This is a genomic window from Microcystis aeruginosa NIES-4325 (assembly GCF_008974145.1).
Classification (GTDB): Bacteria; Cyanobacteriota; Cyanobacteriia; order Cyanobacteriales; family Microcystaceae; genus Microcystis; species Microcystis aeruginosa_G.
On sequence record NZ_BJKP01000003.1, the window covers coordinates 70976 to 94854 of the forward strand.

The window sequence follows — 23879 nt, forward strand, 5'->3', positions numbered from 1 at the left end:
TAAATAAACTGCACGGCGTTAATGTGGCGGAATTTGACCTATTAGTTAGGGATGACTATCAAGGTCAGGGTATTGGTACTGAATTACTACAGCGTTTGGTCACTATTGGCAAAAAGGAAGGATTAGACGGAATTGAAGGGGAAATTTTAAGTGATAACCGCGCTATGCAGATGATAGCCGCTAAAGTGGGGTTTTCTCTCCATAAAACTGCCGATTTTGTCAAAGCGGAGCTTGAATTATGAAGTCTTTTTGACAAGCTGATCAGGCAATGGCCAGATAAATTTTGGCAAACTTATGATAAATTCTCACAAACTAAATTACTTTCATGGTGATTGATCAGATCAGCCTAGTTGTTGTTTTCCTTCCTAGGGGCTGAATCGGTAGCTGTCCTGAAGGTGGTTTGATGGCATAATAATAGATAAATATAAATTTCGTTAACTGAATCTCCCTTATCTTTAAGTTTTCGATGCCATTTCATCATTAACCCTCCTTGATTAAGAAGATGATTCCATAGGGATTGTTCATCCTTCCATCAACTTGCTCCCAGAGCTTTTAGGGTTTCTTGCAGCATTTCAGCGCGAGAGACATTACCCTGATCTTTTAATAATTGTAGGCCTTTTTGCCAAATCTCGATCGCCTCATTATAACTACCGAAAACTATATAAGCAACCCCTAGATTTTGGTAAATAGCGGGATTATCGGGGTTTAACTTAAGAGCTTTTTTATAAGCTTTAATCGATTCTGGTAGCCGGTGCAGTTGTTTGAGAACCAGTCCTAGATTATAGTAACCATCGGCATACCTAGGATCAATTTCTACGGTTTTCTCAAAGATAGATAAGGCAGTTTCGTAGTTTTCTGCTTCGTATAATAACCCACCTAAATTATTATAGGCACCCAGTTTTAACTTATCTAAAATTGGCTGCTCGATTGCTTTGATAAAATGATCAACTGATTTCTTAAATTCATCCACTGAATAATAATAATTAGCGAGATGATAATATAACTCGTATAAAATATGCGGATTAGAGCCATGGCATTTTAAACCATGTTTAAGCAGCTTAAAACCCTCTTTATCCCTGCCAATGTTGAGATATAACGCTCCCAATTTACTACACACATAGGGATCGTGGGGATGTTGCTGATAAAAGCCCTCCATCGCTTTTCTTGCCCGTGCAAACTTATCTAAGCTGGCTATTTTATCGACGGTGTAACCGTAGTGAAAGATAGCAATTTCTGGCAGTTCAACTATTTTCCAATCAGGCTCTTTTTTTAATAAAATAGCCACATTATCATCAATAATTGAGTGATAGGGACGGGTAAAAGTGACTTGAGGATGTCGGCGAAATAGTCGCGAAATTAGAGAATAAGGTGATTGTACGGCTCCGATTTCATGGCGGATTAAATTAATGACTAAATTTTCCTCTTTTTCCATCGCCCGACGCATTTTCGGTAGGATAGCCCGATTCAATTCCTCATCGGCATCCAGGACTAAAATCCAATCGCCGGTAACATATTTTAAAGCCTCATTTCTGGCATCGGAAAAATTACCCTGCCAATCGTAACTAGGGACTATGGCACCGTAACTTTGAGCAATAGCGATCGTATCATCGGTCGAACCCGTATCCATAACGATCATCTCATCCACCACCTCTTTGACGCTATCCAAACAGCGCCCGAGATTTTCGGCTTCATTTTTGACAATCATGCAGAGACTAAGTTTAGGCATAACTTTACTCACTCTAAAGGATAGCAGCTAATCAATCACCCACCGATTGCCGCTCACTGATTATTTATTATCCCCCGAGTCTACCTTAAACCGTTCTACCGAAGAAAGCAGCTCCTCGGAGATACTAACCAAATTTTGCAGAGAACCCGCCACCCGTTGGGATTCTTGGGAAGTTTCCTGAGCAGTCAATTCAACCGACTGCATAACATGGGCGACATTGAGAGAATTTTCCCGTTGTTTGACCGTATCAGCGGTAATCGATCGCACCAGCGTATCAATACGCTTAGAAACTTGGATAATATCATCGAGGGACTTCTTCGCCTGTTCCGAGCGCTCAGTCACATCGATAACCTGTTGAATCCCCTCCTCCATCGCCGTCATAACCGAACCCGTTTCCGATTGAATCTGTAAAACAATCTGTTCAATATCCTTAAGAGATTTAGCAGATCTATCAGCCAACTGACGCACCTCATCAGCCACAATCGCAAAACCCCGGCCAGCATCTCCAGCGCGCGCCGCTTGAATCGAAGCATTAACAGCCAACAAATTAGTCCGCGAAGCAATCTGAGAAATAACCGCCACAATTTTCGATATCTCCTGGGAAGCAACCGCCAAACGCTTCACCTTTCGCGCCGTTTCCGACACCGTCTCGCGGATTTGCAAAATACCCGCCACAGTTCTTTCCACCGAATCGCCCCCCTTTAGAGCAGTAATCGAAGAAGTGCGAGCGACATCCTCAGCTTCCCTAGCGTTTTCTGCCACCCTTTGAATCGAATCCGTCATCATCTGCACAGAATCGAGAGTAACAGCCAACTCCTCCGCCATCCGCAGAGCATCCCTAGACTGATTGCGAGCAAAAGATTCACTATCAGTAGTACCTTGATTCACCTGTTTAGCCGCTTTTTTCACCTGTCGGACAATTTCGCGCAAATTTTGGATAGTCAAATTAAAAGCATCAGCCACCGCACCCAAAACATCCGCACTTACCTCCGCCTCCACAGTTAGATCCCCCCTAGCGACACCTTCCACATCATCAAGAAGTCGAATCACCTGCCTTTGTAGATCTTCCCGTTCCCGTTCCGTTTCAGCAGCGCGGCGTTGAGCCGCCGTAGTAGTAGTAACCACAACCCGGGCCATCTGATTAAAACGATTAGCCATATCACCGAACTCATCATCCGAATAGATCGTCGCCTTAGCGTTAAAATTACCCTCCGAGAGCAGCTCAAATTGGCATAGCAGATCATTGAGACAGCGCTTAATCTGACTAACGAGCACCTGTAAACCTAGCCAAGTCAGAGCAAAGACACCCACCCCCGTTACTAACATCTTGGTAAGTACAAGTTGACTAAAGGGGGAAAGGCTGGCCGAGGACGGTTTCGGGACCACCTTCTCAGTTTTCCCCTGACGAATCGCAGCCGGTTTAGCAGCAAATAGAGAAGAAAGCCAAGAAGAAGTACTAACAGCAAAAATTAACACCACCGGGGTAAAACCCGCAAAAGCCGCTAAAATGAGTTGCTTTTTGCTTAAAGAAGCATTGACAAAAAAAGCTAAATGGCCGGGATTGACTTCCACCACAGGCGCTCGCCGGCGATAGTCAGAGTTAGGGGGATGACCGTCCCTCTTATCGTCAGGTACATTTAGACGAGAAGGATTAAAACCAAGCTCTCCCACACCAGAACCAGCATTAAGGGGTTCCCTCGCTTCAGGGGCAAAACCACCACTAAAAGCTTCCGATCCCGAACTGGTCTCCGAGTCCCCCAGTTCTGTGTCTAGCTCCGTCAAATCCGGTGGGGAAAAACCGTCTAAAATCTCATCATTAAGATTTGGTTCGCTCAAAACTTTAGTTTGGTCTTCCTCATATCCTTTTTTAGTGATTCCGCCCTGATTAAAGCCAGTTTTTGCCCCTTGTCGATAGGACAGTACCTGATCCATAGCAAAAGTGCTTTCCCCCATAGTGTCAGTATAGGATAAGTCTGCCACCGTCGGCTCGCCGATATCCCCCTGATTGAAAAGACCACTATCCCAATCCGTACCTTCATTTTGCCAATCGGAGTCAGCCGCTTCCGACTCCCCAGACCGAGAATTGCTAAAAAATTGACTCGGATCAAAGTCCGCCTCGCTGTAGGCAATGACTTCCGTAGCATTGATTATAGAATCTTCATCCTCGGACTCAAAAGGCAATTGCCGAATCCGCTCGAGCCCCAGTCGAGCATAATCAACTATATCGGAGGGTCTAGGAGATTTTTTAGCCAATTGCAGCACCTTTTCGTAACATTCCTCTGCTAATCTGTATTGTTGTAGTCCTAGATGAATATGCCCCTGTAAGAGGATGACATTGGCATCATCGGCATACTTGGCGATCATGTCTTTGATAATCACGGCGGCCTCCTCAAGGTTGCCCTGGCAATAGGCGCTGTTAGCCTGTCCATAGAGTTTTGCGTATTCCTTTCCTGACGGCATAAGCCTCTCCCCTAGTAAAGTTAAAGTGGTGAAGTGTTGTAGTTAGTAATTTCAAGAAAGAATTGCTATAAATCATCATCATCTGCTGCTACTTTTTTGAGATTTTAAGCCGCCCAACGGGCAGAACGGAGTAGGGCTAGATGATCGAGTAGTCTTAAGGTTTTTTGGGATTCTTGGGACAGAATCCACTCTCCCCGCACATAGGGGGCGATCTGATCGGGAATACTGGCGGCACTACCTAGTTTATCTAGGTTAAGCCATTCCATATCTCCCAAACTTTCCACCGCTAAACCAAGGACTGTATCCTGTTCTTCGATCGCAATTACGGGAATTTCGGCTCGATCAGTGTTTAAGCGTTTCTTATCCCCCAAGAATTGAGCTAGATCCGCCACCCAGATCACTTGACCCCGGAGATTGATCACGCCGAGGAGTAAGGGTGAAGCATTGGCAATGGGGGTAATGCGATCGATTGGTTGCTGCATCACCTCGCGAATGCCCACGGCACTAAGGGCAAACTCGTCCTGAGAGGGTAGATAGAATCGCAGGTGCAGTTCACCGACGGGAGTTTTTAATTCCGGAGTGTCGGGGGCGATATTTTGAGCGTTACTGGCAAAAAAATCAGCGTTGTTAAGCATTGATTTTGTTCTCTTGCAACTATATGGTTCGGGCGGCGTTTTTAGCTGTCTTGACATTAGCCATAGGGGGACTGTCCCCGGCGAGGGCAATTTTATCGGCGCAGCAGTTGTTTAATAGTGCCAATGAACTCAATTGGCTCAAAGGGTTTGACAATGTAGGCATCGGCTCCGATTTTCATGCCCCAATAGCGATCAAAAACTTCCCCTTTCGAGGAACACATGATCACCGGGACATTTTGGGTTTTTGGATCCGACTTGAGACGACGACACACCTCATAACCATTCATGCGGGGCATGACGATATCGAGGACGACTAAATCGGGATTGGCCTTCTGAATATGTTCGAGGGCTTCTACCCCATCCGTGGCGATCGTGACCTTAATGCCGCTATTGCGGAGTAGATCACAGATCAGTTCCCGTTGCGCTTGGCTGTCTTCTACCAGCAATATTTCCCTCATAACTCCCTACCTAGTTAGGATACCAAGGACAACAATAGATAAATATGCCTGATCATAGTTCCCGTTGACCCGATGCTCCGAAATTGCTCCCATTTTTGCCTCCAACACAATCTGAAATTTATGACGGGCTTTTCCTCTAAACAAGAACTTGATTGACCCTTGCTGGCTTCATCTCTATATTTCCCAATTCCACCGTCAAAAACGACCAGCTAAGGGAATTTTTTTCAGTTATCAGTTATCTTCAAGCCCTCACCCTCTCCCCCTGAACGTATTTTTCCAGCAGCAGTAATAATTCATTGTCGCTGAAAGGTTTGCTTAAATAATCGGTTGCCCCGACCATTTTGGCTTTTACCCTTGCCAGCAGTCCCTCTTGACTGGTTAACATAATGATCGGGGTATGGCGCAAAGTTTTGGTTTGTCGCCAGAGATGACAGAGTTGATAACCGTCTAGTTTGGGCAGGGCGATAGCGCAGAGAATGAGATCGGGTTTGATCGCTACAGCTTGACCGATAGCTTCTAGGGGATCACCGAAAATACTACAGGAGTAGTGAGAATTTTCTAAAATACTCCCGACTTTCTCACGAATACTGGCATCGTTATCGATGAACAGAATCCGAGGTGAGGGGGTTAATTTTTTCCGGCTATCTCCTCCATAAGTTCTCCAGCTATCCACCAGACGCAACCAGCCCCTTTGGGCGTAGGGATAAAGATTACGGGCAATTGTTATCGGTTCTCGCCTTAAATGGCGCGATAGTTGCCGTAGGGTGAGGCGGCGTTTAACCCATTGACTGAGATTACTGTAGGCCTGCCCTGGCAAAACCAATTCTAATTCTTCCGGCCGGCTGATAGTGATAAACTGGTCTAGGTGTTCGATCTGGGGATAAAATCGCTGCCACTCTTGCCTTTGTCTGGCAATTTGGGGAATTAAGGGGCTGATTTCTAGGGTTAGGAGCGGAGGAGCGATCGCAGTCCCCAAACTAAAGCTAAAGTCACCTTTTGCTAAACTAAACAAATCGAAAAGGGTTTCGAGAATCATCGCCGTCAAAATTTCTCGACCTCGCTGGGGAGTTAAGCTATTCTTGGCTATTAATTGCCATATATAGGCGTATTCAGGGATATTGATGATTTCTCTCCTGTTATCGTCTCCTTGTTCTTCCCTAACTTTGATTCTGTCGGGATATAAATAATCTTGCAAACGGGCGAGAGGAGGAGTACCAGACTCGATCCCATAGGCAATTTGACCGTTGACAAAAAACAAGAACCATGATCTCCCTGGACAGGCAAGGGCGGGGGCCTCAATTAATAGTTCTCCTGTTCTTTGTCCTAATTCAATCAATTGTAAGATACTGCGAGTGTCAATCTCACTTAAGCTTCCTTGCATAATTTCTTGGAACTTCCCCCACCACATGCTATTTCTTTTAGTCTAGGAGAATGTATTCTCTCCTCTTGTCACTAACAATGGATATGATAAGCTAATTATATAACATATTTTTCAGTAAGCTTGACTGCACTCAAACTGTCCTCAAAAAAATTAGTACAAAAGTCCTAGCCTGTTGTCCTTGCTTCTCGCTCTCATGGTGTCTTAACCGCTCATTTAGATGTAGATGGGGGGTCAGCTGATTCAAACTTCAGTCGGAGGAGAAAAGAGGCAGAAAACACGCACCCGTTTATGAGCTTGACAGGAGATTTTTTTGAGACTAGAACAGTAAGTCAGCTCTGAAAAATCTGCCCAAAATTTCCCCTGGCTAAGAGGAAAATTGATAACAAGTCTATGTATTAAAAAGAGAAACTATCTCGAGGGATAGAAATTAAAAATTTTTTGGGATCAGATGGTTAGAATAAAACCATAGAGGGGCTGCTCCTAGTCTTGAGCGCTAAGTCTTTCTAAAACCAATTACAAAAACTTTTATGATAGAGGACGACTACTCGTGTTATACCTTGCAGAAGTAAAAAAACAGACTAGGGGTTTTATCGGCGGTTACAAAACCGAGGTAAAACTTTTGGCTTGTCAGCATAACGATCAGACGTGGAGTGCCATACCAGGGGACGATATCTTAACTTACGACGAAACCAAGTCCATCGGTGAAGGTGCGCTTCTCTTGGTCAATTTGAGCAATAATCGTCAACTGCAAGGAAACCCAGAATTAGCGGGAGCGGAGATGGTGCGGCAACTGCAAAAGATTTCCCGTTTGATGGAGCGCAGCAAGCAAGATCAAGATAAAATCGAGCAGTGGAAACAATCCCTCACCTATCAAAGCGAGATTCTCAACCGCCAGAAAATGGAAATGGAGGCAAGAATTGAGCAAATAGAGCAAGTAGAGGCAGAATTCGAGTATTTAGAGCGACAAAGACAACAAGAACTGGAAACCCTAAAACAACAATTAAAGGATCAACAGCAAGACCTGGAAGAAGGACAAATAAATTTCAACTCCGCCCCCAATCTTTCCCCAGAACAACAACAATTTATTCGTTCTCTAGCGGAACGTTTAGCCAATAATCACGATCTGGGCAATTCTCCCTTACAAATTCTCGATTCCACTCTTGAATCCGTGCAGGGACAACAGGCAATTTTAAACAGTTATTGGCGGGATTTAGAGGAGCAGAAAAAGGCAGTAGAAGATCGTCAGGTCGCTAACGACGAAATGCTCAATCATCTCGAACAAAGAGCTAGGGAATTACAAATGAGTCGCAGTGCTTGGGAAACAGCTAAAGTACAATTACAAATACAAGAAACTATTCTGAGTCAAAAACAGGAATTATTCGAGAGCCTTAACCTCACCCTACAAACCACTGATTCTACCCGACAAATGCTCCTTAGTCTCGCCCAAGGGCAAGACCTAGACTTTGAGTTTACAATCGATCTAGAACCTCTTGAAAAAATGCCTTTAGAAGAATTAGAGAGCTTAGTTAAGAATTTACAAATAGACCTTGATCGCTTAGAAAATTTTGTCAACGACCAAGAGGAAGAATTAACTCTCCAATCCCAAACCGTGGCAGAATTAGAAGCAAGAATGACCACAATAGATGAATCCGAGCGAGCTAATTTAGAGGCAGAATTAGCCGAGGAACAGGAAAGAAAAGGAATGCTGACGCAAACTTTAGTGGGACAAAGACGTAATCTCCAAGAAAGGCAAGCTATTCGCTCTCAACACCTGAAAATTCTGCAACGGAGACAGGGAATTTTATCCCCAGAAGATGCCCAAAAAAGTGGCTTTGAACCAGTGTTAATTCTCTTGGCTGATCATTATCAAAATAATCTCGCAGAAAGTCAACGTTTAGCAGCAGAAATCAAGCGACTACAAGAGGATTTACAAAAAAGCAGCGATAGTATTGATGGTCAATGGTCGGATTTAGAGCAAAAAACTCGTGAATTTGAAGAACAGGATCGACAATGGCGCGATGCTAATCTGGCATTATTGCGCTTAAAAACTCAGGTACAACAGTACGAAACTTTCCTGCAACCCGTGCAGGATCATCTCGATCAAATCCGTCAAAAACTAGAGACTATCTCCCAGTGGTTGACACCTATGGAATCTAATTCACCCTATTAACAGTTAGGCTTAATTGGGGCTTCTTGAACAGATAATATAGGGCAATCCAGACAAAGATGTCGCTGTTTTTGCCGATGACTTTTATAGCTTTTTATCTATGAATAAAATAATTTAGAGCAATTTAACTCTAGGTCAGATGTGGTGTAGACTAGGATTAGTAATTTATACTCAGATAGTTATGAGAGAATCCGATCGAGAAATAATAATTTTAGCGGCTGTGGCCTCCCTCTTGGCAGTGGTGGCGGAAGTAGTGATCGCTTTTTAGATAAAAAAAACTGATTGATGGGGTTAAATTCTGGCAAAATTGACAATCAATGACTAGGAAAGATATCGATAAAATGCCTGTAACAGTGGCATCAATTGCGATCGCCTCGATCGGGGAAATTAAAGCATGAATATTAGTGTAACGGGTCAGGTAAAAAGAATCGAAATAGGCACGGGAACTTGGGCATTAATTGCTGATAACGGTCAAACCTACGAATTAATGGAACCGACCGCCGAATTAATCCAAACAAAGGCAAAAGTCACAGTTATAGGTCAAATTCGCTCGGATGTGATGACTCTGGCCATGATCGGGCCAATTTTACAAGTGACCTCCTTTCAATCCCTGGCATGAAGCCGAAAAATACTGCTTAAAAACGGACAAAAACCGCTTTTTAAGCCTGTAATCTCGAAAAATTGCCGTAATTGTCCCTCAGCTATCCCAGAAAGAAAAATTGTCAAGAATACCCTAGAGGTTGATTTTTTTCGAGAATAATCTCGAAATTTTGGATAATAATACTACAATAGACAGCAACTTTGTCTTAGGAACATCGGAATAACCTAAACCGATCTGTCTGATTGGTTCAACTCGTAGTTACCTAAGTTGGCGTGAGGAGAGGACTGAATGAATTTGCGCGATAATGCTTTAACGATTCTGCAAGAAACGAGTCGAACTTTTTATATTCCCATAAGTCGTTTACCAGATCGTCTGCTCGAGGCAGTAGCTTCAGCTTATCTCTGTATGAGGGCGATCGATGAAGTAGAAGACCATCCCGACCTAGATAACTTCAGTAAAGCCCAGATATTAAGACAAATTAGCCTGAATTTACAAGCAGGTACTGAAAATTCTACCAAAGAGGATTTTACTTTTGGCTTAGTCCATCGGGAGATTTTGCCGGAAGTAACCCTGAGAATTGGCGAATGGGCCCTGTTAGCACCGGATTCGATCGCCCCCCGGGTTTGGGATGCCACGGCGGCCATGGCCGATCGCATGGCCTACTGGGCTGGGAATAACTGGGATATTCGCACAGAAGTGGAATTAGATCAATATACCTTTAGTGTCGCCGGTGCCGTGGGTTTATTGCTGTCTGACCTCTGGAATTGGTACGATGGCACCGAAACTAATCGCAGTTATGCCATTGGTTTTGGTCGGGGTTTACAAGCAGTTAATATTGCCCGCAACCATGGGGAGGATCGGCGCCGGGGGGTAAGTTTTCTGCCCCAAGGTTGGACAATTAGTGATATTCATAATTATGCCCGTCGCAATCTGAAATTAGCCGATTATTACACTCAATCGCTGCCGAAAGGGCCAGCCCTTGATTTTTGTAAGATTCCCCTTGCTTTAGCCCATGGCACTCTCGAAGTCCTAGCTTTAGGTAAGGAAAAACTCAGTCGCAGTGATGTTATCGCTTTGGTACAACAAATTACCCGTTAGAGGAAATCACAATTAAAATTGCCCACGATCGCTCTTCCAAAGTCAGGAATCACAAGCGTGGGCAAAAAACTCCTGGAGTTCAGTAACTTAGAACAAACCGAGAGTTAAAGATATATCGATGGGGAAAGTGGCACCAATACCTAACCAAATCGTGACCACGGTACCGAATAGGAAGATAGCGGTGGCGACGGGACGACGGAAAGGATTTTGGAATTTATTGACGCTTTCAATAAAAGGAACTAACATCAAGCCTAGGGGAACGCCGGCCATGCAAGCGATACCTAAGAGTTTGTTAGGAAGAATACGGAGAATTTGGAAAACCGGATAAAGATACCACTCTGGCAGAATTTCTAGGGGAGTAGCGAAAGGATCGGCAGGTTCACCGATCATGGTGGGATCCATAATCGCTAAACCGGTGCAGAGTCCGATCGTACCAAAGATAACCACCGGGAAGACATAGAGCAGATCGTTGGGCCAAGCGGGTTCACCGTAGTAGTTGTGACCCATACCTTTAGCCAACTTAGCGCGTAGAGCGGGATCGCTGAGATCGGGCTTTTTTAATGTGGACATGGATAATGTCTCCTAAAAATGATTTCGGATCGACAGAGATATTTTTCTGAATTATAGAGGCCCAGAAATGCCTTGTTTACGGATCATCAAGAAATGTAGCAACATGAAGACCGCGATCGACCAGGGTAGTACAAAAGTATGTAAGCTGTAGAAACGGGTTAAAGTTGCTTGACCGACGCTTTCGCTACCGCGCATCAGGGTGACGAGTTGATCACCGACGACGGGAATAGCAGCCGGTACACCAGAAACGATTTTAACCGCCCAGTAACCCACCTGATCCCAGGGTAAGGAGTAACCGGTGACACCGAAGCTAACGGTGATCACGGCCAAGACAACCCCAGTTACCCAGGTTAATTCGCGAGGTTTTTTGAAGCCACCGGTCAGATAGACGCGGAAAACGTGCAGGATCATCATTAAGACCATCATACTGGCGGACCAGCGATGGATAGAACGAATTAACCAACCAAAGTTGACTTCGTTCATGATGTACTGTACGGAGGAGAGGGCTTCTGCTACAGTTGGTTTGTAGTAGAAGGTCATGGCGAAACCAGTAGCAAACTGGATCACGAAGCACACAAGGGTGATACCACCAAGACAGTAGAAGATATTGACGTGAGGGGGGACGTATTTGGTGCTGATATCATCAGCGATCCCTTGAATTTCTAAGCGTTCCTGAAACCATTGATAGGCTTTAGAATCCGTTACTTGTTTGGTAAACATTGCGTAACCAGTAAGAAAAATGAAAGATTTAAGGTTTGACCTTTAAAAAATGTAACACAGTTTTCAGGGCTAATTCTCGCTCCGGTCAGGTTTCTCCACCAGTGGGGATCGATTGGCGATCGCTGGGACGAAAAACCGCTAACTTCCTAAAATTTACCTTAAAATGTCTCCTAGACTACAAAAAATCAGGCCAATTGTCCGACACTGGGAATAGGTAAGGTATGCAATGAGGTCAGTGTGCTATTAAATACCTACGATCCCGAAGGCTTCTACGACGAACTATTCTTAGATGATGGTCAACCTCGTCCCCACGCATCCCCTTTAATCAAATGGTTGCAGAATCTGCCCCCCCGAGAACTTCAACAACACCGGGAAACGGCTCAGTCGGCCCTGTTTGAATTGGGGGTGACTTTCAATGTCTATAGCGACAATCAAGGGGTAGAAAAAATCTTTCCTTTTGATATTATTCCCCGAATTGTCGCGGCTGAGGACTGGGATTATTTAGAAAGGGGACTGAAACAACGCATCAAAGCTCTCAATCTTTTTCTCTCGGATATCTACAATGACCAGTTAATCATTAAAGATGGCATTATTCCCCCCGAATTAATCGCCTCGGCGACGGGATTTCTGAAACCCTGTCTGGGACTGAAACCCGCCGGAGGTATCTGGTGTCACATCACGGGAACCGATTTAGTCCGCGATAAGGATGGTCAATGGTACGTTTTAGAGGATAATTTGCGGGTTCCTTCCGGTATTTCTTATGTTCTCGAAAATCGTCGGGTAATGAAAAGCACCTTCCCCGATATTTTCCAGACAATGAATGTTAAACCGGTGGATGATTATCCTTCCCATCTGTTGGAAACTCTCCTTAATTTAGCACCGCCCCAATTGCCTAATCCCACAGTGGTGGTTTTAACCCCCGGAACCTATAATTCTGCCTACTTTGAACATTCTTTTATCGCCCAACAAATGGGGGTAGAATTAGTGGAAGGGCGTGATTTAGTCGTCTTTGATGGTTATCTACAAATGAAAACCACCAAGGGATTAAGGCGAGTAGATGTGGTCTATCGTCGCCTCGATGATGACTTTTTAGATCCAGCAGTTTTTCGTCCCGATTCGATGTTAGGTGTACCCGGATTATTAAAAGTTTTCCAGGAAGGCCGCGTCGCTTTGGCTAATGCCCCTGGTACGGGAGTCGCCGATGATAAGGTGATTTATGCTTTTGTCCCCGATATGATTCGTTATTATCTGGGAGAAGAAGCGATTTTAAATAACGTTCCTACCTATCTTTGTTGGCGAGAAAAGGACTTAGATTATGTCTTAAATAATCTCGATAAATTAGTTGTGAAAGCTGCCAATGAATCGGGAGGTTATGGGATGTTAGTCGGTTCTCAATCTACCTCGAAAGAACGAGAAGAATTCGCCTCACGTATTGCTGCTAATCCCCGCAATTATATCGCTCAACCGGTGTTAAGTCTTTCTCGGGTTCCGACTTTAATTGACAGGGAAATTGAAGGTCGTCATGTGGATTTACGTCCCTATATTCTCCATCGGGGCGATGAAATTTATGTTCATCCTGGTGGTTTAACTCGCGTAGCTTTGAAAAAGGGTTCTTTAGTGGTTAATTCTTCTCAAGGTGGTGGCAGTAAAGACACTTGGGTTTTAACCAAGTAATCAGGACAATAATCGAAATTTTGCTGGGTTACGGCGAAAATTAAATTATCAGTCAACTGCATAAATTATTGTCGCCTAACCCAACCTACCCTTTTCACTTTTTCCTCGTTAATTATGCTTAGTAGAGTTGCCGATTCAATTTATTGGTTAAATCGCTATATTGAACGGGCAGAAAATGTCGCCCGGTTTATGGATGTTAACCTTAATTTAATGTTGGATATTCCCACCAGCGTTTTGCAACAGTGGGAACCTTTGGTTTTAACCACGGGAGATTTAGAACAATTCAAGGAACGTTACGGCACAGCCACCGCAGAAAATGTGATCAATTTCTTGACATTTGACACGGAATATAGTAGTTCGATTATCTCTTGTTTGCGCTGGGCCCGAGAAAATGCTCGGTCAGTTCGCGAGATTATTTCTTCGGAAATGTGGGAACAGGTTAATGGTTTTTTCTTGATGGTAAAAGATGCTTCCTCTTACCATCCTCAAACTACTTTACCTAACTTTTTTACTCAAGTTAAATTGGCTAGTCACCGTTTTGCGGGGGTGATGGATGCGACGATGACTCATAATGAAGGTTGGCATTTTGGCGTTATGGGAAGATTACAGGAACGCGCCGATAAAACCGCCAGAATTCTTGATGTTAAATACTATTATCTCTTGCCTTCCGCCCAATGGGTAGGAACTTCTCTAGACCAAATTCAATGGATTGCTTTACTGCGGTCGGTGAGTGCCTACGAAATGTATCGTAAATGTCAACGAAGGATTACTCCTAGTGACGTGGCCGAATTTTTAATTCTTAATCGAGAGTTTCCTCGTTCAATTCACTTTTGTCTGCGGGAATTAGACCACTGTTTGCATCAAGTTACTGGGACTCCTATAGGAACTTGGGGGAATTCCGTAGAAAGAAGTTTAGGGAGACTTTGTGCAGAAATGAGTTATCTAACTATCGAGGATATTATTGAAATGGGATTACATGAATTCCTCGACCATATTCAAAAAAGAGTTAATGATGTGGGAATAAAAATGACGGAAACTTTCTTTGTTTTTAATCCCGAACTTGCCCCACCTCTGCCAGTAAATAACTTTCAATATCAATCCCAATTAACAACTTAATGCGTTATCACATTCGGCATCAAACTAACTATTTCTATAATCAACCCGTGATTTTATCGCCCCATCTGCTGCGCTTGCGACCAAAATCCGATGGTGGGCAAACTTTGCGAGAGTTTACCCTCAAAATTAACCCAGAACCTTTAACAATAACTAATATTATCGACCTCGATGGTAATTCTTGTTTACAAATTTGGTTTAATCAACCGACGGAAGAATTATTGATTGATGTGGTGAGTGAAGTGGAAACCCATGGGATTAATCCTTTTCAGTATTTGTTGGAACCTTGGGCGACCTGTTTGCCCTTTGATTATCCCATTTCTCTCCACAGTCAATTACAACCCTACAGACAATTTTATGGGTTAAATAATGACCCTGATATGACAGCATTAGCCCAGGAAGTTATGCAAGAAACCGAGGGACAGGTGCTATCTTTCTTGTTTAATCTTAATGACAAAATTTACCGCAATTGTCAGCAAATTATTCGTCTTACTGGAGAACCCTATCTACCCGGAAACACTTGGAAAAATAAGCAGGGTTCCTGTCGCGATTTTGTGGTTTTATTTATGGATGTGTGTCGCTGTGTGGGATTAGCTTCCCGTTTTGTCAGTGGCTATCAAGAAGGAGATTTAGACCAAGGAGAAAGACATTTACACGCTTGGGTAGAGGTGTATTTGCCGGGGGGCGGCTGGAAAGGTTATGATCCTACCCATGGATTAGCGGTGAGTGACCGTCATATAAGCCTCGTTTCTAGTCCAATTCCCCTTTATTGCGCGCCGGTAGAGGGAAATGCTCGACCGGTTAATCTCGGTCATCAAGTGATAGAATCTCAGCTATCATCGACAATTTCCATCGATTTGTTATCTTGAGGAGAATTTTTTATGGCTAAAGGATTTGGCACAGCAACAAAAGGACATTTAGGCTATGTTTTATTGTTGTGTCCTACTGCTAATGTTTATCGAAAAAATCGGGTCTAAAACCTCGCTTTAAGGCGAAAAGTTTTGGGAGCGGGGCATAAATCCCCGTTACAAAAACGGCCGACCGCCTCCTGCCTTCGTTAAGAAGCCGCCGCCCTCGCCTTCTTGGGAATCTTGGCGAAACTACAGCTATCTTACCGAAAAGAAAGTCTGCCGCCATCGTTCAGGGGGTTGACGAAATGAATTCCCTCAATGGTAGCCCCGGAATTAAAATCCTCGCTATAGACCGTGGTGATTTGATTTAAGCGAGCGGTCGCCCAGATCTGGGCATCCCAGTAGGAAAACCGGTAACTTTCTACTCCACGGGTGGCTTCCAGAACGATCAACTCGGTGATCGGAACTACCTCACAGGCTATTAGATATTGACGGATGCGGGCCAGAGCTTCTTCGTGGGTTAGCAGGGGGCGACGGCTGCGGGTGACGGCCTGAAAGAATTCTCCCATCACCTGCGGACTGATGACAGCGCGGGTGGTGCGGATCAGGTCATCGACAACGGTTAATGCCCGTTCCCGTTTGCTTTTCTCGGCGATATCGTAGAGATAGACCAGAATATTGGTATCGAGCAGGACTCTATCGTTCATAGAGATCCTCCCTTCGCCAATCCCTTTTACCCGGTTGTGATGGGCGGTTTTCGAGACCGGCGATAAAGGCCTTTTCTCGCTCCCAAGCGCTCAAGCTCGGGGTGAGAGAGTTGACCCTGAGCGAAGCCGAAGGGTCAACGTCGAGCGAAGTGGCCTCTGAGCTACGCCGAAGAGTCGAGACGTTGACGGAAATTATGTGTCGGTCGATCGCCTGTCGGATGATCTCGGCCTCACTCAGTCCCGTCTGTCGGGCTTTCTCTTTCAGTAAATTATTCTGCTCGGCTTCGATATAAATTTGCTTGCGGATTTTGCTGACCATAGCCGGTTCAAGTATATACATCACATTATACATTACTATAAGCGTCGTGAATCGTAATCACCAGTTTTTTTATATATCTGAATCTGCTTAGTGCGCATATACTATTAAAACCGAAAACCCCTATCTATCAATGGATACACCCATTAACCTTTCTTAATCTACTAAGTAATTTTCTATGGAGAGTTAAATTATGTCGTCAACTGCCTACGAAACTGATTATAATCAATGGCTAAAAGAGACGGTAAAACAGTTACAAGAGCGTAATTTTGAGCAGGTGGATTGGGATAATTTAATTGAAGAAATCGAGAGTATGGGAAAAAGTGATAGACGAGCTTTAATGAGTCTGTTAACCCGTCTTATCGAACATCTTTTAAAGCTGGCTTATTGGCAAGAAGAAAAAAAGCGGTCAGGTAATCATTGGGCGGCAGAAATAGTCAATTTTTGCGCCCAAATTCAGCATCGTTTAGAAGATAGTCCCAGCTTACGGCCAGAATTAGCGGCTATGTATGATAAAGTTTATCCAGTGGCAATTAAATCGGTTTATCAGCTTTTTTCCCTCAATTCAGACGCTCATATATCCCTCGAACAAACATTAGATGATAATTGGTTTCTCCCAGCAGAAAAATAGTTCTTAATTATAAAAACTGATGGCCCCACCCTCATACTTATTAAAACTTAAATTTTAGGGTAAAAAAAGAGGAATATAATATCAGGCAGTCAAATTAAGGATATTTTCTGGATGAGAATCTTAACATCTACCACTATTGCAGTTTCTCTCTCTTTATCCCTTATCGGCCCCAGCTTTGCGGTTAGCTTGGTAACTAATCGTGCCGACCTCAAGGGTAATGATTCCATCGATTGGTCGAGTCTTGGTAAGGTTTTAAACCCTTTTAACCCTAATTTCGCTGATTTTCTCGGTTTTTCCTTTTCCGGTACCTCCGCTGGAGGATTGGGCTTAGATGTAGATATTAATCCGATAAATCCGCCGATTACACCGCCTTTTGTCTTTAAAACGGCTCCTATTCCGCAGGGCATCCCGACTAACTTTGCTAACGGTGATTTTCTCTTGTTTACGGGGCTGCAGTTTGGTATATTTCCCGCTCCGGGCAACCCTGGCCCGATTTCGATTAGCTTTGCGCAACCGGTTAGGGCTGCTGGAGCGCAAATCGCTGTGGATGATGAGCCGAACTTTGTTGGTACTATCAAAGCATTTGATATTAATGACAATCTTTTGGATAGTTTTAGTGTCAATGGTACATCTTCTACAGCATTGGATAATTCTGCCATTTTTCTGGGGGTAAAAAGTGCTTTGGCCGAGATTAGCCGCATTGAATTTAGTAGTGATTTTAATAACCGCGCCATTGGCATTAATACTCTCAGTATCGATAACCCTGCCATTCCTGAACCATCCCTGACAATGGCTATCCTCGTTATGGGTTCGGGTTTGCTGTGCCTGAAAAAAAGGCTATGATAGTGGAAAGGACGAGCCTAATTTTGATGGGAAAATTAAGTTCGACTTTCTAAAAGCTGTTATCTCCACAGAATTGAATGACTTGATAATGTTCAAACTTCCTCTCTGGAACCCCAGCACTTACCACTCCTTACCCACGACTATAAAATTAGCATCCATCTGGCGGGGGTATTACCCTGATTAATACCCCCTATTTTTGGTCTGGTATAGTGTTAAGCTTCTCCTGTGATTGATAAACCCTCTACCCAAACGTAGGGACAAACACCACTGGGAGTAATAACTGCTTCCGGTTCCAGATAAACAATCGATTTCAGCAGTGTTAAAATATCCCCAGCTACGGTAGCGGAATCGATGCTAATGCGCTCATTTTTGTTAACTAACCAACCGTCAAAGGGCAAAGAGAAGGAACCTTGTAGAGAATTAACTCCCGCGTGAAGTGCCTGTAAACTATCAATTAAAACCACATTTTCTGCTGTTTCCAAAGAATAGCTCTTTGGTTGATTAGCACTAGCAAAAACGTGATAAAAATGGGGACTAACCGTTACTTTTGCGCCAATGTTACCGTTACCAGTCGGTTCTGTATTCATCCGTTTAGCGGTAATCGTGCTATGAAGAAAATTACTCAAAATACCCTCTTTAATTAATTCCACACGACGGGTGGGAGTGCCTTCACTATCAAAAGTTTCTGCGGAAATATTAGCCGGATGGAGAGCATCATCGCACAAATTTAAGGCAGTAGCGGCGATTTGTGTTCCCAAAGATTCAGGAGTAGAAAGACTCTGTTTATCAAGGACATTTTGGGCATTAAACAGATTAGAAAATGCTCCCATTAGACTCAAAAAGGCGCGGGGGGCAAAAACCACTAAATATTTACCCGTGGTAATCGGTTGATAGTCCAGATGGCTAACAGTTTTGCTAATCGCTTCCTCGATGCAACCATCGATATCTAATTTTTCCAAGCCCGGACTCACCCGAAAAGCACCGGCGCTGCGGGGTTTTTTGCCTTCCTGTTCGGTTTTGGTGTATAAATACACGCTGGCATAACTACGCGCTTCCTGACGCATTGCCCCGTCGCTATTGAGATAAAAACGTCTGACCTGCTGTTGTCCCAAACCGTTATAGGGAACACTGGCAATAGCTGGATGGGCTGATAGTAAGGATTTTTCGGCGGCCAATAACTTATCGATAAGAGTGGACACAGGTGCTTGATTAGACATTTCGCTGGCCACTTCTGTGGTAGGTGCGGTGGCAGCGGGACTAAAATCGGGGACATTTTCCTTAACCCCAAAAAAGCTGGCTTCTTGGGCGGTTTTCAGGGCTAATTGCAGTCCCACCGGGTCCACATCGGTGGTCGAGGTGACACCGACTTGATTATCCTGATTCCAGACGCGAACGATAACGCTGGAACGATTGGAAGCTTGTACCTGTTTGGGTTCCCCTTGAAACACATCCACATCGGTTTCATCCACAGAGGAACCATAGATGTCGTATTTAGCAATTCCTAAAGCTTGGGCGCTAGAATTAGCGATTTGGGCGATATCTTCGACTTTTGGCATAGATTTTTTTTGGTGTTGGAGGATAGGTGATAGGGGGATAGGGTGATAGGGTGATAGGGAAGTGGGGGAATGGGGAAATTTCAAATAAAATCCCAACATTCAACATCTTCTAACTGATAACTGAAGAGAGATGCGGCCAGGTGGTGACAATAAAGACAATAACGGCAGCCGTGGCCAGCATAGCTTTGGCAACGTGGCCGATAACCGTACCGACGACAATACCAACACAGACTTTTAGGGATTGTTGCAAACGGGGAGTTAATTCCAAATCGCGACGATAGGCGTATTCTCCCAAAAAAGCCCCCACCACAGGACCGACAAATAAGCCGATAATCGGGCCGCCAATAGGTAAAGCCGGTAAAAGCCCGAATATTCCCGCTAATAAACCCACTACTAGCCCGATTTGACTCCAATTGCTCGCCCCAACTTTTTGGGCACCGAGATAACTAGCGAGGAATTCCACCCCCAGACTGAGGAGAAGGACAACAAAGGCCACGGTTAAAGCGACCCCCATCCCCGCGAATTTGGTGACGAAACCCCACACCAGCATGGCGATTAAAATCAAACTCATGCCGGGGATAGCGGGTAGCAGTTCGCCAATTATCCCCACTATCATGATGGCAATGAGGAAATAGTAGAGAATCACTAAAGCCATGATTAACGACCGCCAACGGTAATAGAATCGACTTTTAAATGGGGTTGACCAACGGTGACATAAACGCTACCACTGACGGAACCGCAAAAACCGGCCGCTAGACCTAAATCTTGGGAACACATGGAGATTTTATTCATAATCTCCTTGGCTGAACCGATTAAAGTTGCGCCTTTCAGGGGTTTAGTCAGGTTGCCGTTTTCGATAAGATAAGCTTCCTCGACAGCGAAATTAAATTCACCGGTCGCCCCCACACTACCACCGCCCATTTTTTTGCAATAAATGCCTTTATCGATGGAATTAAAGAGATTATCGAGGGTATATTCACCGGGAGCGATGTAGGTATTCCGCATCCGACTAGCGGCCGCATAGGTGTAGTTTTGACGGCGACCGCTACCTGTGCGGGGATGGCCGGTTTTAATTGAACCAGTGCGATCGGCAATGAAGTTTTTTAGGATACCATTTTCAATGAGGAGAGTACGCTGGGCCGGCATTCCCTCATCGTCCATATCGATAGTACCGAAAGCTTTATCGGATAATCCTTCGTCCCAAGCCGTCAGGTTTTCGTGGGCGATTTTTTCGCCTTTTTGATCGAGAAAGGGCGTGGTTTTTTGCTCAATTTGCGTAGTTTCTAGCAAATGGCCGCAGGCTTCGTGGAAGATAACGCCGCCAAATTCATTGGCCATGACGATGGGATAACTGCCGGATTCTACATAGTCAGCGTAAAGCTTTTTCCCCGCCGATTCGGCCACTTCTGCCGCTGATTCCTCGGCATTCCACGTCCGCAGAAAATCGGGATTACTGGTATTACCCACCCGTTTACCAATGCTAGAACGATTAGTCCCATCGGCACAGAGGAGATTATAGCCCACGGATTGGGTGAGGCGAATATCCCGGGCAAAAGTGCCGTCACTAGCGGCAACTAAAATTTCTTGCCAATCGCGAAAATAAGCGGCGCGACGAGATTGGACGTGAGAGGCTTTCTGATTGAGTTGAACGTTAGCAGCTAGGAGAATATCACCCATTTCTCGCAAAGAACTGCAATTATTCAGCCAAATATCTTTATTTTTGACCGTGGCATAATCCCGGAACATTTCCAGATTGATTTCGGGAATATACGCGTTAGGACTGGGTAGGTTTAAACCGAGAATCGATAAACCTTTTTCTAGGGCATTTTTTAAGCCTTGGAAGCTTAAATCGTTGGTACTGACATAACAATCGGCTTTCCCGCGAAAAAGGCGGATTCCTGCCCCTGTAGATAGTTTCGGTGAGAGACTGGTGATGCTGTCATCTTCGGCTAAACAACTGATATAGTTGACTCTTTCGAGGAAAAATTCGATAAAAGTCGCCCCGGCAGCCCGTCCCAGTCCCAGAAGAGTGGACAAAGGGGCCGCCCAAGAGCTATCAAAGCGCTCCAGACTAGGATTATATTTCAGGGTGGGGAGTTCTTTGGAGATGAGTAGGGTGGGTGACATAAAGCTCGTTTATCAGTTAATCTGCTGGTTTCTAGTCTAACAGTTCTCAGTTTTTTGCGTCTTGGGGCGGTCTAACCCGGCTAAATTTTTCTCATTCATATCTCTTAATAAAAACCTTGATTCGATCGCTGATCACCCGCAAGATTAAAGTAAAGAGCGACTCAGGATCAAAATAATGGCCACAGCGACACAATTCTTAAACATTTCTGACTTGACAAAAGATGATTATTGTGTATTCGGTTTAGCGATTTGTTTTCTTAAACGGGAGGGAGAATTAGAAAAAGTGGCGGTGTTAGAACCGATTCCCTCGGCAGCCCTAGAGGCAATTGTCAAAGGAATTCCCACTTCCTACGAATTTGCCCGCGCCATGGCTTTGGGAGAGGTATTTCAGGACGATAATCCCCAAATACCCAGTAATTTTCCCGATAATGTACAATTATGCGAGAATTTTGTCGAAAGGGCGATTGCGGCCACTCGCACCTATAAAAATCAACCCCACCTGCAAGGGTTAATCCCCTTGGGCGGCCAAAAAGACGATTTAAACTTTTCCCTAGAGAAAAAACGCATCTTAAATGCTGTTCATGTGGTGCGGACGGAGGATAACGTCAAACAACATTCTCACACCCATAAGGTTTTGTAATCAAGGTGAGTTCGGGTTAGGGAAATTTTGCAATTTTCCCTGATTCCGAACTCAGGTTATAGTAGTTATCTTAAGGGTGAGGTGTAAAGTTGGGATTTTGAGGAGTCGGTCGTCAGGAGATGATTTTTATTTATTAAGGCAATGCTACACATAAATTTTTGCTGACTGAATATATATCTTCAAACAAATAATCCCATTCATGTTCTAGATGTCTAGCAATGTGGTAAGCAAGCAAGGGTGGGACAGCATTACCAATTAGTTTGTAACCCTCCGTAGCCGAAAGTGAATATTTTCTATCTCCCTTGTTTTGTGGACGCACAAATTGAAAATCATCGGGAAAAGTCTGTATTCTCGCACATTCCCGCACAGTTAAACGTCTCATTTTTAACCCTGCTGCTAACTCATTAACTATCTTTCCCCCTAATTCTAAAGATAATCTCCTAAATTCAATATTGCCGTGATGTTCCGAGCGAATAGTCGGACCTAAACCCTGTAAATTAACCTCGATTTGTCCCTGAGTTTTGCCATAATGTTTAGCTTTTGAATAGCTTTTTTGTGAGAGGTCAAATAACTCATCTTCCGGTTCTGCTAAACCTGATAATATCTGACCAACTGTACTGTAAGTTTTAAGAGGATATATTGACTCAAACAGATTTAATTGATGCCTAATAACTTGATGGGTTGGATGTGGAAAAATATCACGATTTTGTAGATGTCCTATCGCTGTCGCTTTTAAATAGGTTTTATTTAAACCGATAAAGATAATTCTTTCCCTCGTTTGGGGAATTCCGTAATCGGGAGCAAAGAGAAGTTTAGGAATAACTATATATCCATCTTTACCAATGGCACTAAAATCATCTTCAATTATATCTTTAACATTAGCCAAAGAGATTAAACCTTTGACATTTTCAGCAATAAAAACTTTAGGTAAGGTTAATTCAATAACTCTCTTCATCCAATAATAGAGTTTCCCGCGATTATCCTGAAAACTATCTTCACTCTCGTCTAGCAGTTTCCCCGTGTGACTTTTGTGAGAATTAAACCCCTTTCTTTTTCCTGAAACACTAAAATCTTGACAGGGAAAACCTCCCGTTACTACATCAATATTACTGGGAAACTGAAACTCTCCTTTTTCTGCTTGTTTGACTAAATCTACAATACTCCCCAAGTGAAATACATTCTTTTTACCCCTTTTTTCAAAGTAGGGAATCCAAGCATTATGGGCAGCTTTAGTTATATCATTAGCAAAGACAGTTTCAAACGTAGTGCGTTGAAGTTTTAGCCATGGTTCCCGTCTTTCTACTATCCAATCTTGATGAATATTTTCATTAACACAGTCTTGGTGTACCCAAAAACCTCCCTCTAATCCTAAGTCCATTCCCCCGCAGCCAGAAAATAGGGATAAAACTCGCTTTTGTTGCCTATTCATCACTATTGATTGATTGATTGAATGAGTAATTTAATAATATCACACTGATAATCAACTCGATCGAAAGGGATTAATTAAAGTTAGTTGATTGGATATAGCGGTGTGCAGTCGTATGAGGTACAGTGTCACGAGCTATAAACCATGCTAGGCAAAGCTTAGTCTGTATCTCACTCAAT

Annotated in this window: 24 protein-coding genes; 11 read left to right on the forward strand and 13 right to left on the reverse strand. The window is 43.9% G+C overall.

Annotation, left to right across the window (positions count from 1 at the left end; genetic code table 11):
- Positions 1-242 (forward strand): GNAT family N-acetyltransferase (locus MiAbW_RS02420; protein WP_172967333.1); only part of this gene is annotated, 242 nt, incomplete at its 5' end.
- Positions 243-532: 290 nt separating this feature from the next.
- On the opposite strand, the gene MiAbW_RS02425 is transcribed toward MiAbW_RS02420, so the two are convergent.
- From MiAbW_RS02425 to MiAbW_RS02445, 5 genes are all read right to left on the reverse strand, one after another.
- Positions 533-1726 carry a glycosyltransferase gene (locus tag MiAbW_RS02425; protein WP_151694773.1) on the reverse strand — a complete coding sequence of 398 codons (1194 nt, stop codon included), beginning with the start codon at positions 1724-1726 and terminating at the stop codon, positions 533-535.
- Positions 1727-1786: 60 nt separating this feature from the next.
- Complete coding sequence (locus MiAbW_RS02430; protein ID WP_151694774.1) at positions 1787-4186, reverse strand: methyl-accepting chemotaxis protein; 2400 nt, start codon at positions 4184-4186, stop codon at positions 1787-1789.
- Between the two features lie 104 nt (positions 4187-4290).
- Positions 4291-4821, reverse strand: a complete 531-nt coding sequence (locus tag MiAbW_RS02435) for a chemotaxis protein CheW (protein WP_151694775.1) — start codon at positions 4819-4821, stop codon at positions 4291-4293.
- A 92-nt stretch (positions 4822-4913) separates the two neighbouring features.
- Positions 4914-5279, reverse strand: a complete 366-nt coding sequence (locus MiAbW_RS02440; protein ID WP_151694776.1) for a response regulator transcription factor — start codon at positions 5277-5279, stop codon at positions 4914-4916.
- 241 nt (positions 5280-5520) lie between these two features.
- The gene (locus MiAbW_RS02445; RefSeq protein ID WP_151694777.1) at positions 5521-6660 is read right to left on the reverse strand and encodes a response regulator; all 1140 of its coding nucleotides are present in this window, start codon (positions 6658-6660) and stop codon (positions 5521-5523) included.
- A 547-nt stretch (positions 6661-7207) separates the two neighbouring features.
- Between MiAbW_RS02445 and hmpF the strand changes: the two genes are divergently transcribed.
- The 4 genes from hmpF to MiAbW_RS02460 all read left to right on the forward strand — a co-directional run bounded on the left by hmpF (position 7208) and on the right by MiAbW_RS02460 (position 10526).
- Positions 7208-8830, forward strand: coding sequence for a pilus motility taxis protein HmpF (gene hmpF, locus MiAbW_RS02450; RefSeq protein WP_151694778.1), 1623 nt, complete (start codon positions 7208-7210; stop codon positions 8828-8830).
- Between the two features lie 136 nt (positions 8831-8966).
- Positions 8967-9095 carry a hypothetical protein gene (locus tag MiAbW_RS20400; protein WP_274596517.1) on the forward strand — a complete coding sequence of 43 codons (129 nt, stop codon included), beginning with the start codon at positions 8967-8969 and terminating at the stop codon, positions 9093-9095.
- Positions 9096-9221: 126 nt separating this feature from the next.
- The gene (locus MiAbW_RS02455) at positions 9222-9446 is read left to right on the forward strand and encodes a hypothetical protein (protein WP_151694779.1); all 225 of its coding nucleotides are present in this window, start codon (positions 9222-9224) and stop codon (positions 9444-9446) included.
- A gap of 270 nt (positions 9447-9716) precedes the next feature.
- Entirely contained in the window at positions 9717-10526 is an 810-nt protein-coding gene (locus tag MiAbW_RS02460; protein WP_151694780.1) for a squalene/phytoene synthase family protein, read from the forward strand.
- 87 nt (positions 10527-10613) lie between these two features.
- Here the strand turns inward: MiAbW_RS02460 and petD are convergent, their stop codons facing one another.
- Positions 10614-11096 (reverse strand): cytochrome b6-f complex subunit IV, encoded by a 483-nt coding sequence (gene petD, locus MiAbW_RS02465; protein ID WP_002738373.1) that lies wholly within the window; start codon positions 11094-11096, stop codon positions 10614-10616.
- Between the two features lie 51 nt (positions 11097-11147).
- On the reverse strand, positions 11148-11816 hold the full coding sequence (gene petB, locus MiAbW_RS02470) for a cytochrome b6 (RefSeq protein ID WP_045362199.1): 669 nt from the start codon (positions 11814-11816) through the stop codon (positions 11148-11150).
- Between the two features lie 237 nt (positions 11817-12053).
- Between petB and MiAbW_RS02475 the strand changes: the two genes are divergently transcribed.
- From MiAbW_RS02475 to MiAbW_RS02485, 3 genes are all read left to right on the forward strand, one after another.
- Positions 12054-13490 (forward strand): circularly permuted type 2 ATP-grasp protein, encoded by a 1437-nt coding sequence (locus tag MiAbW_RS02475; protein WP_046663816.1) that lies wholly within the window; start codon positions 12054-12056, stop codon positions 13488-13490.
- A 114-nt stretch (positions 13491-13604) separates the two neighbouring features.
- On the forward strand, positions 13605-14606 hold the full coding sequence (locus MiAbW_RS02480; RefSeq protein ID WP_151694781.1) for an alpha-E domain-containing protein: 1002 nt from the start codon (positions 13605-13607) through the stop codon (positions 14604-14606).
- On the forward strand, positions 14606-15472 hold the full coding sequence (locus MiAbW_RS02485) for a transglutaminase family protein (RefSeq protein ID WP_151694782.1): 867 nt from the start codon (positions 14606-14608) through the stop codon (positions 15470-15472). The genes MiAbW_RS02480 and MiAbW_RS02485 overlap by 1 nt, the downstream gene beginning before the upstream one ends.
- Before the next feature lie 242 nt (positions 15473-15714).
- Here MiAbW_RS02485 and MiAbW_RS02490 read toward each other — a convergent pair whose 3' ends face one another.
- A complete protein-coding gene (locus MiAbW_RS02490; protein ID WP_151694783.1) occupies positions 15715-16161 on the reverse strand; it encodes a PIN domain-containing protein in 447 nt (148 codons plus the stop codon).
- Complete coding sequence (locus tag MiAbW_RS02495) at positions 16151-16513, reverse strand: CopG family transcriptional regulator (protein WP_151694784.1); 363 nt, start codon at positions 16511-16513, stop codon at positions 16151-16153. Before MiAbW_RS02495 ends, MiAbW_RS02490 begins: the two co-directional genes overlap by 11 nt.
- A 157-nt stretch (positions 16514-16670) precedes the next feature.
- On the opposite strand from MiAbW_RS02495, the gene MiAbW_RS02500 reads away from it, so the two are divergent.
- Both MiAbW_RS02500 and MiAbW_RS02505 read left to right on the forward strand, forming a co-directional pair.
- The gene (locus MiAbW_RS02500) at positions 16671-17108 is read left to right on the forward strand and encodes a DUF29 domain-containing protein (RefSeq protein ID WP_151694785.1); all 438 of its coding nucleotides are present in this window, start codon (positions 16671-16673) and stop codon (positions 17106-17108) included.
- A gap of 111 nt (positions 17109-17219) precedes the next feature.
- The gene (locus MiAbW_RS02505) at positions 17220-17951 is read left to right on the forward strand and encodes a hypothetical protein (RefSeq protein ID WP_151694786.1); all 732 of its coding nucleotides are present in this window, start codon (positions 17220-17222) and stop codon (positions 17949-17951) included.
- Between the two features lie 212 nt (positions 17952-18163).
- On the opposite strand, the gene MiAbW_RS02510 is transcribed toward MiAbW_RS02505, so the two are convergent.
- From MiAbW_RS02510 to MiAbW_RS02520, 3 genes are all read right to left on the reverse strand, one after another.
- Entirely contained in the window at positions 18164-19507 is a 1344-nt protein-coding gene (locus MiAbW_RS02510) for a TldD/PmbA family protein (protein ID WP_151694787.1), read from the reverse strand.
- 109 nt (positions 19508-19616) lie between these two features.
- Positions 19617-20162 carry a DUF456 domain-containing protein gene (locus tag MiAbW_RS02515; protein ID WP_151694788.1) on the reverse strand — a complete coding sequence of 182 codons (546 nt, stop codon included), beginning with the start codon at positions 20160-20162 and terminating at the stop codon, positions 19617-19619.
- 2 nt (positions 20163-20164) lie between these two features.
- Positions 20165-21634: a TldD/PmbA family protein gene (locus tag MiAbW_RS02520; RefSeq protein ID WP_151694789.1), complete on the reverse strand. Its 1470-nt coding sequence runs from the start codon at positions 21632-21634 to the stop codon at positions 20165-20167.
- A gap of 175 nt (positions 21635-21809) precedes the next feature.
- On the opposite strand from MiAbW_RS02520, the gene MiAbW_RS02525 reads away from it, so the two are divergent.
- On the forward strand, positions 21810-22274 hold the full coding sequence (locus MiAbW_RS02525; RefSeq protein ID WP_151694790.1) for a hypothetical protein: 465 nt from the start codon (positions 21810-21812) through the stop codon (positions 22272-22274).
- 133 nt (positions 22275-22407) lie between these two features.
- Here the strand turns inward: MiAbW_RS02525 and MiAbW_RS02530 are convergent, their stop codons facing one another.
- A complete protein-coding gene (locus MiAbW_RS02530) occupies positions 22408-23703 on the reverse strand; it encodes a DNA cytosine methyltransferase (protein ID WP_151694791.1) in 1296 nt (431 codons plus the stop codon).
- Between the last annotated feature and the right edge of the window lie 176 nt (positions 23704-23879).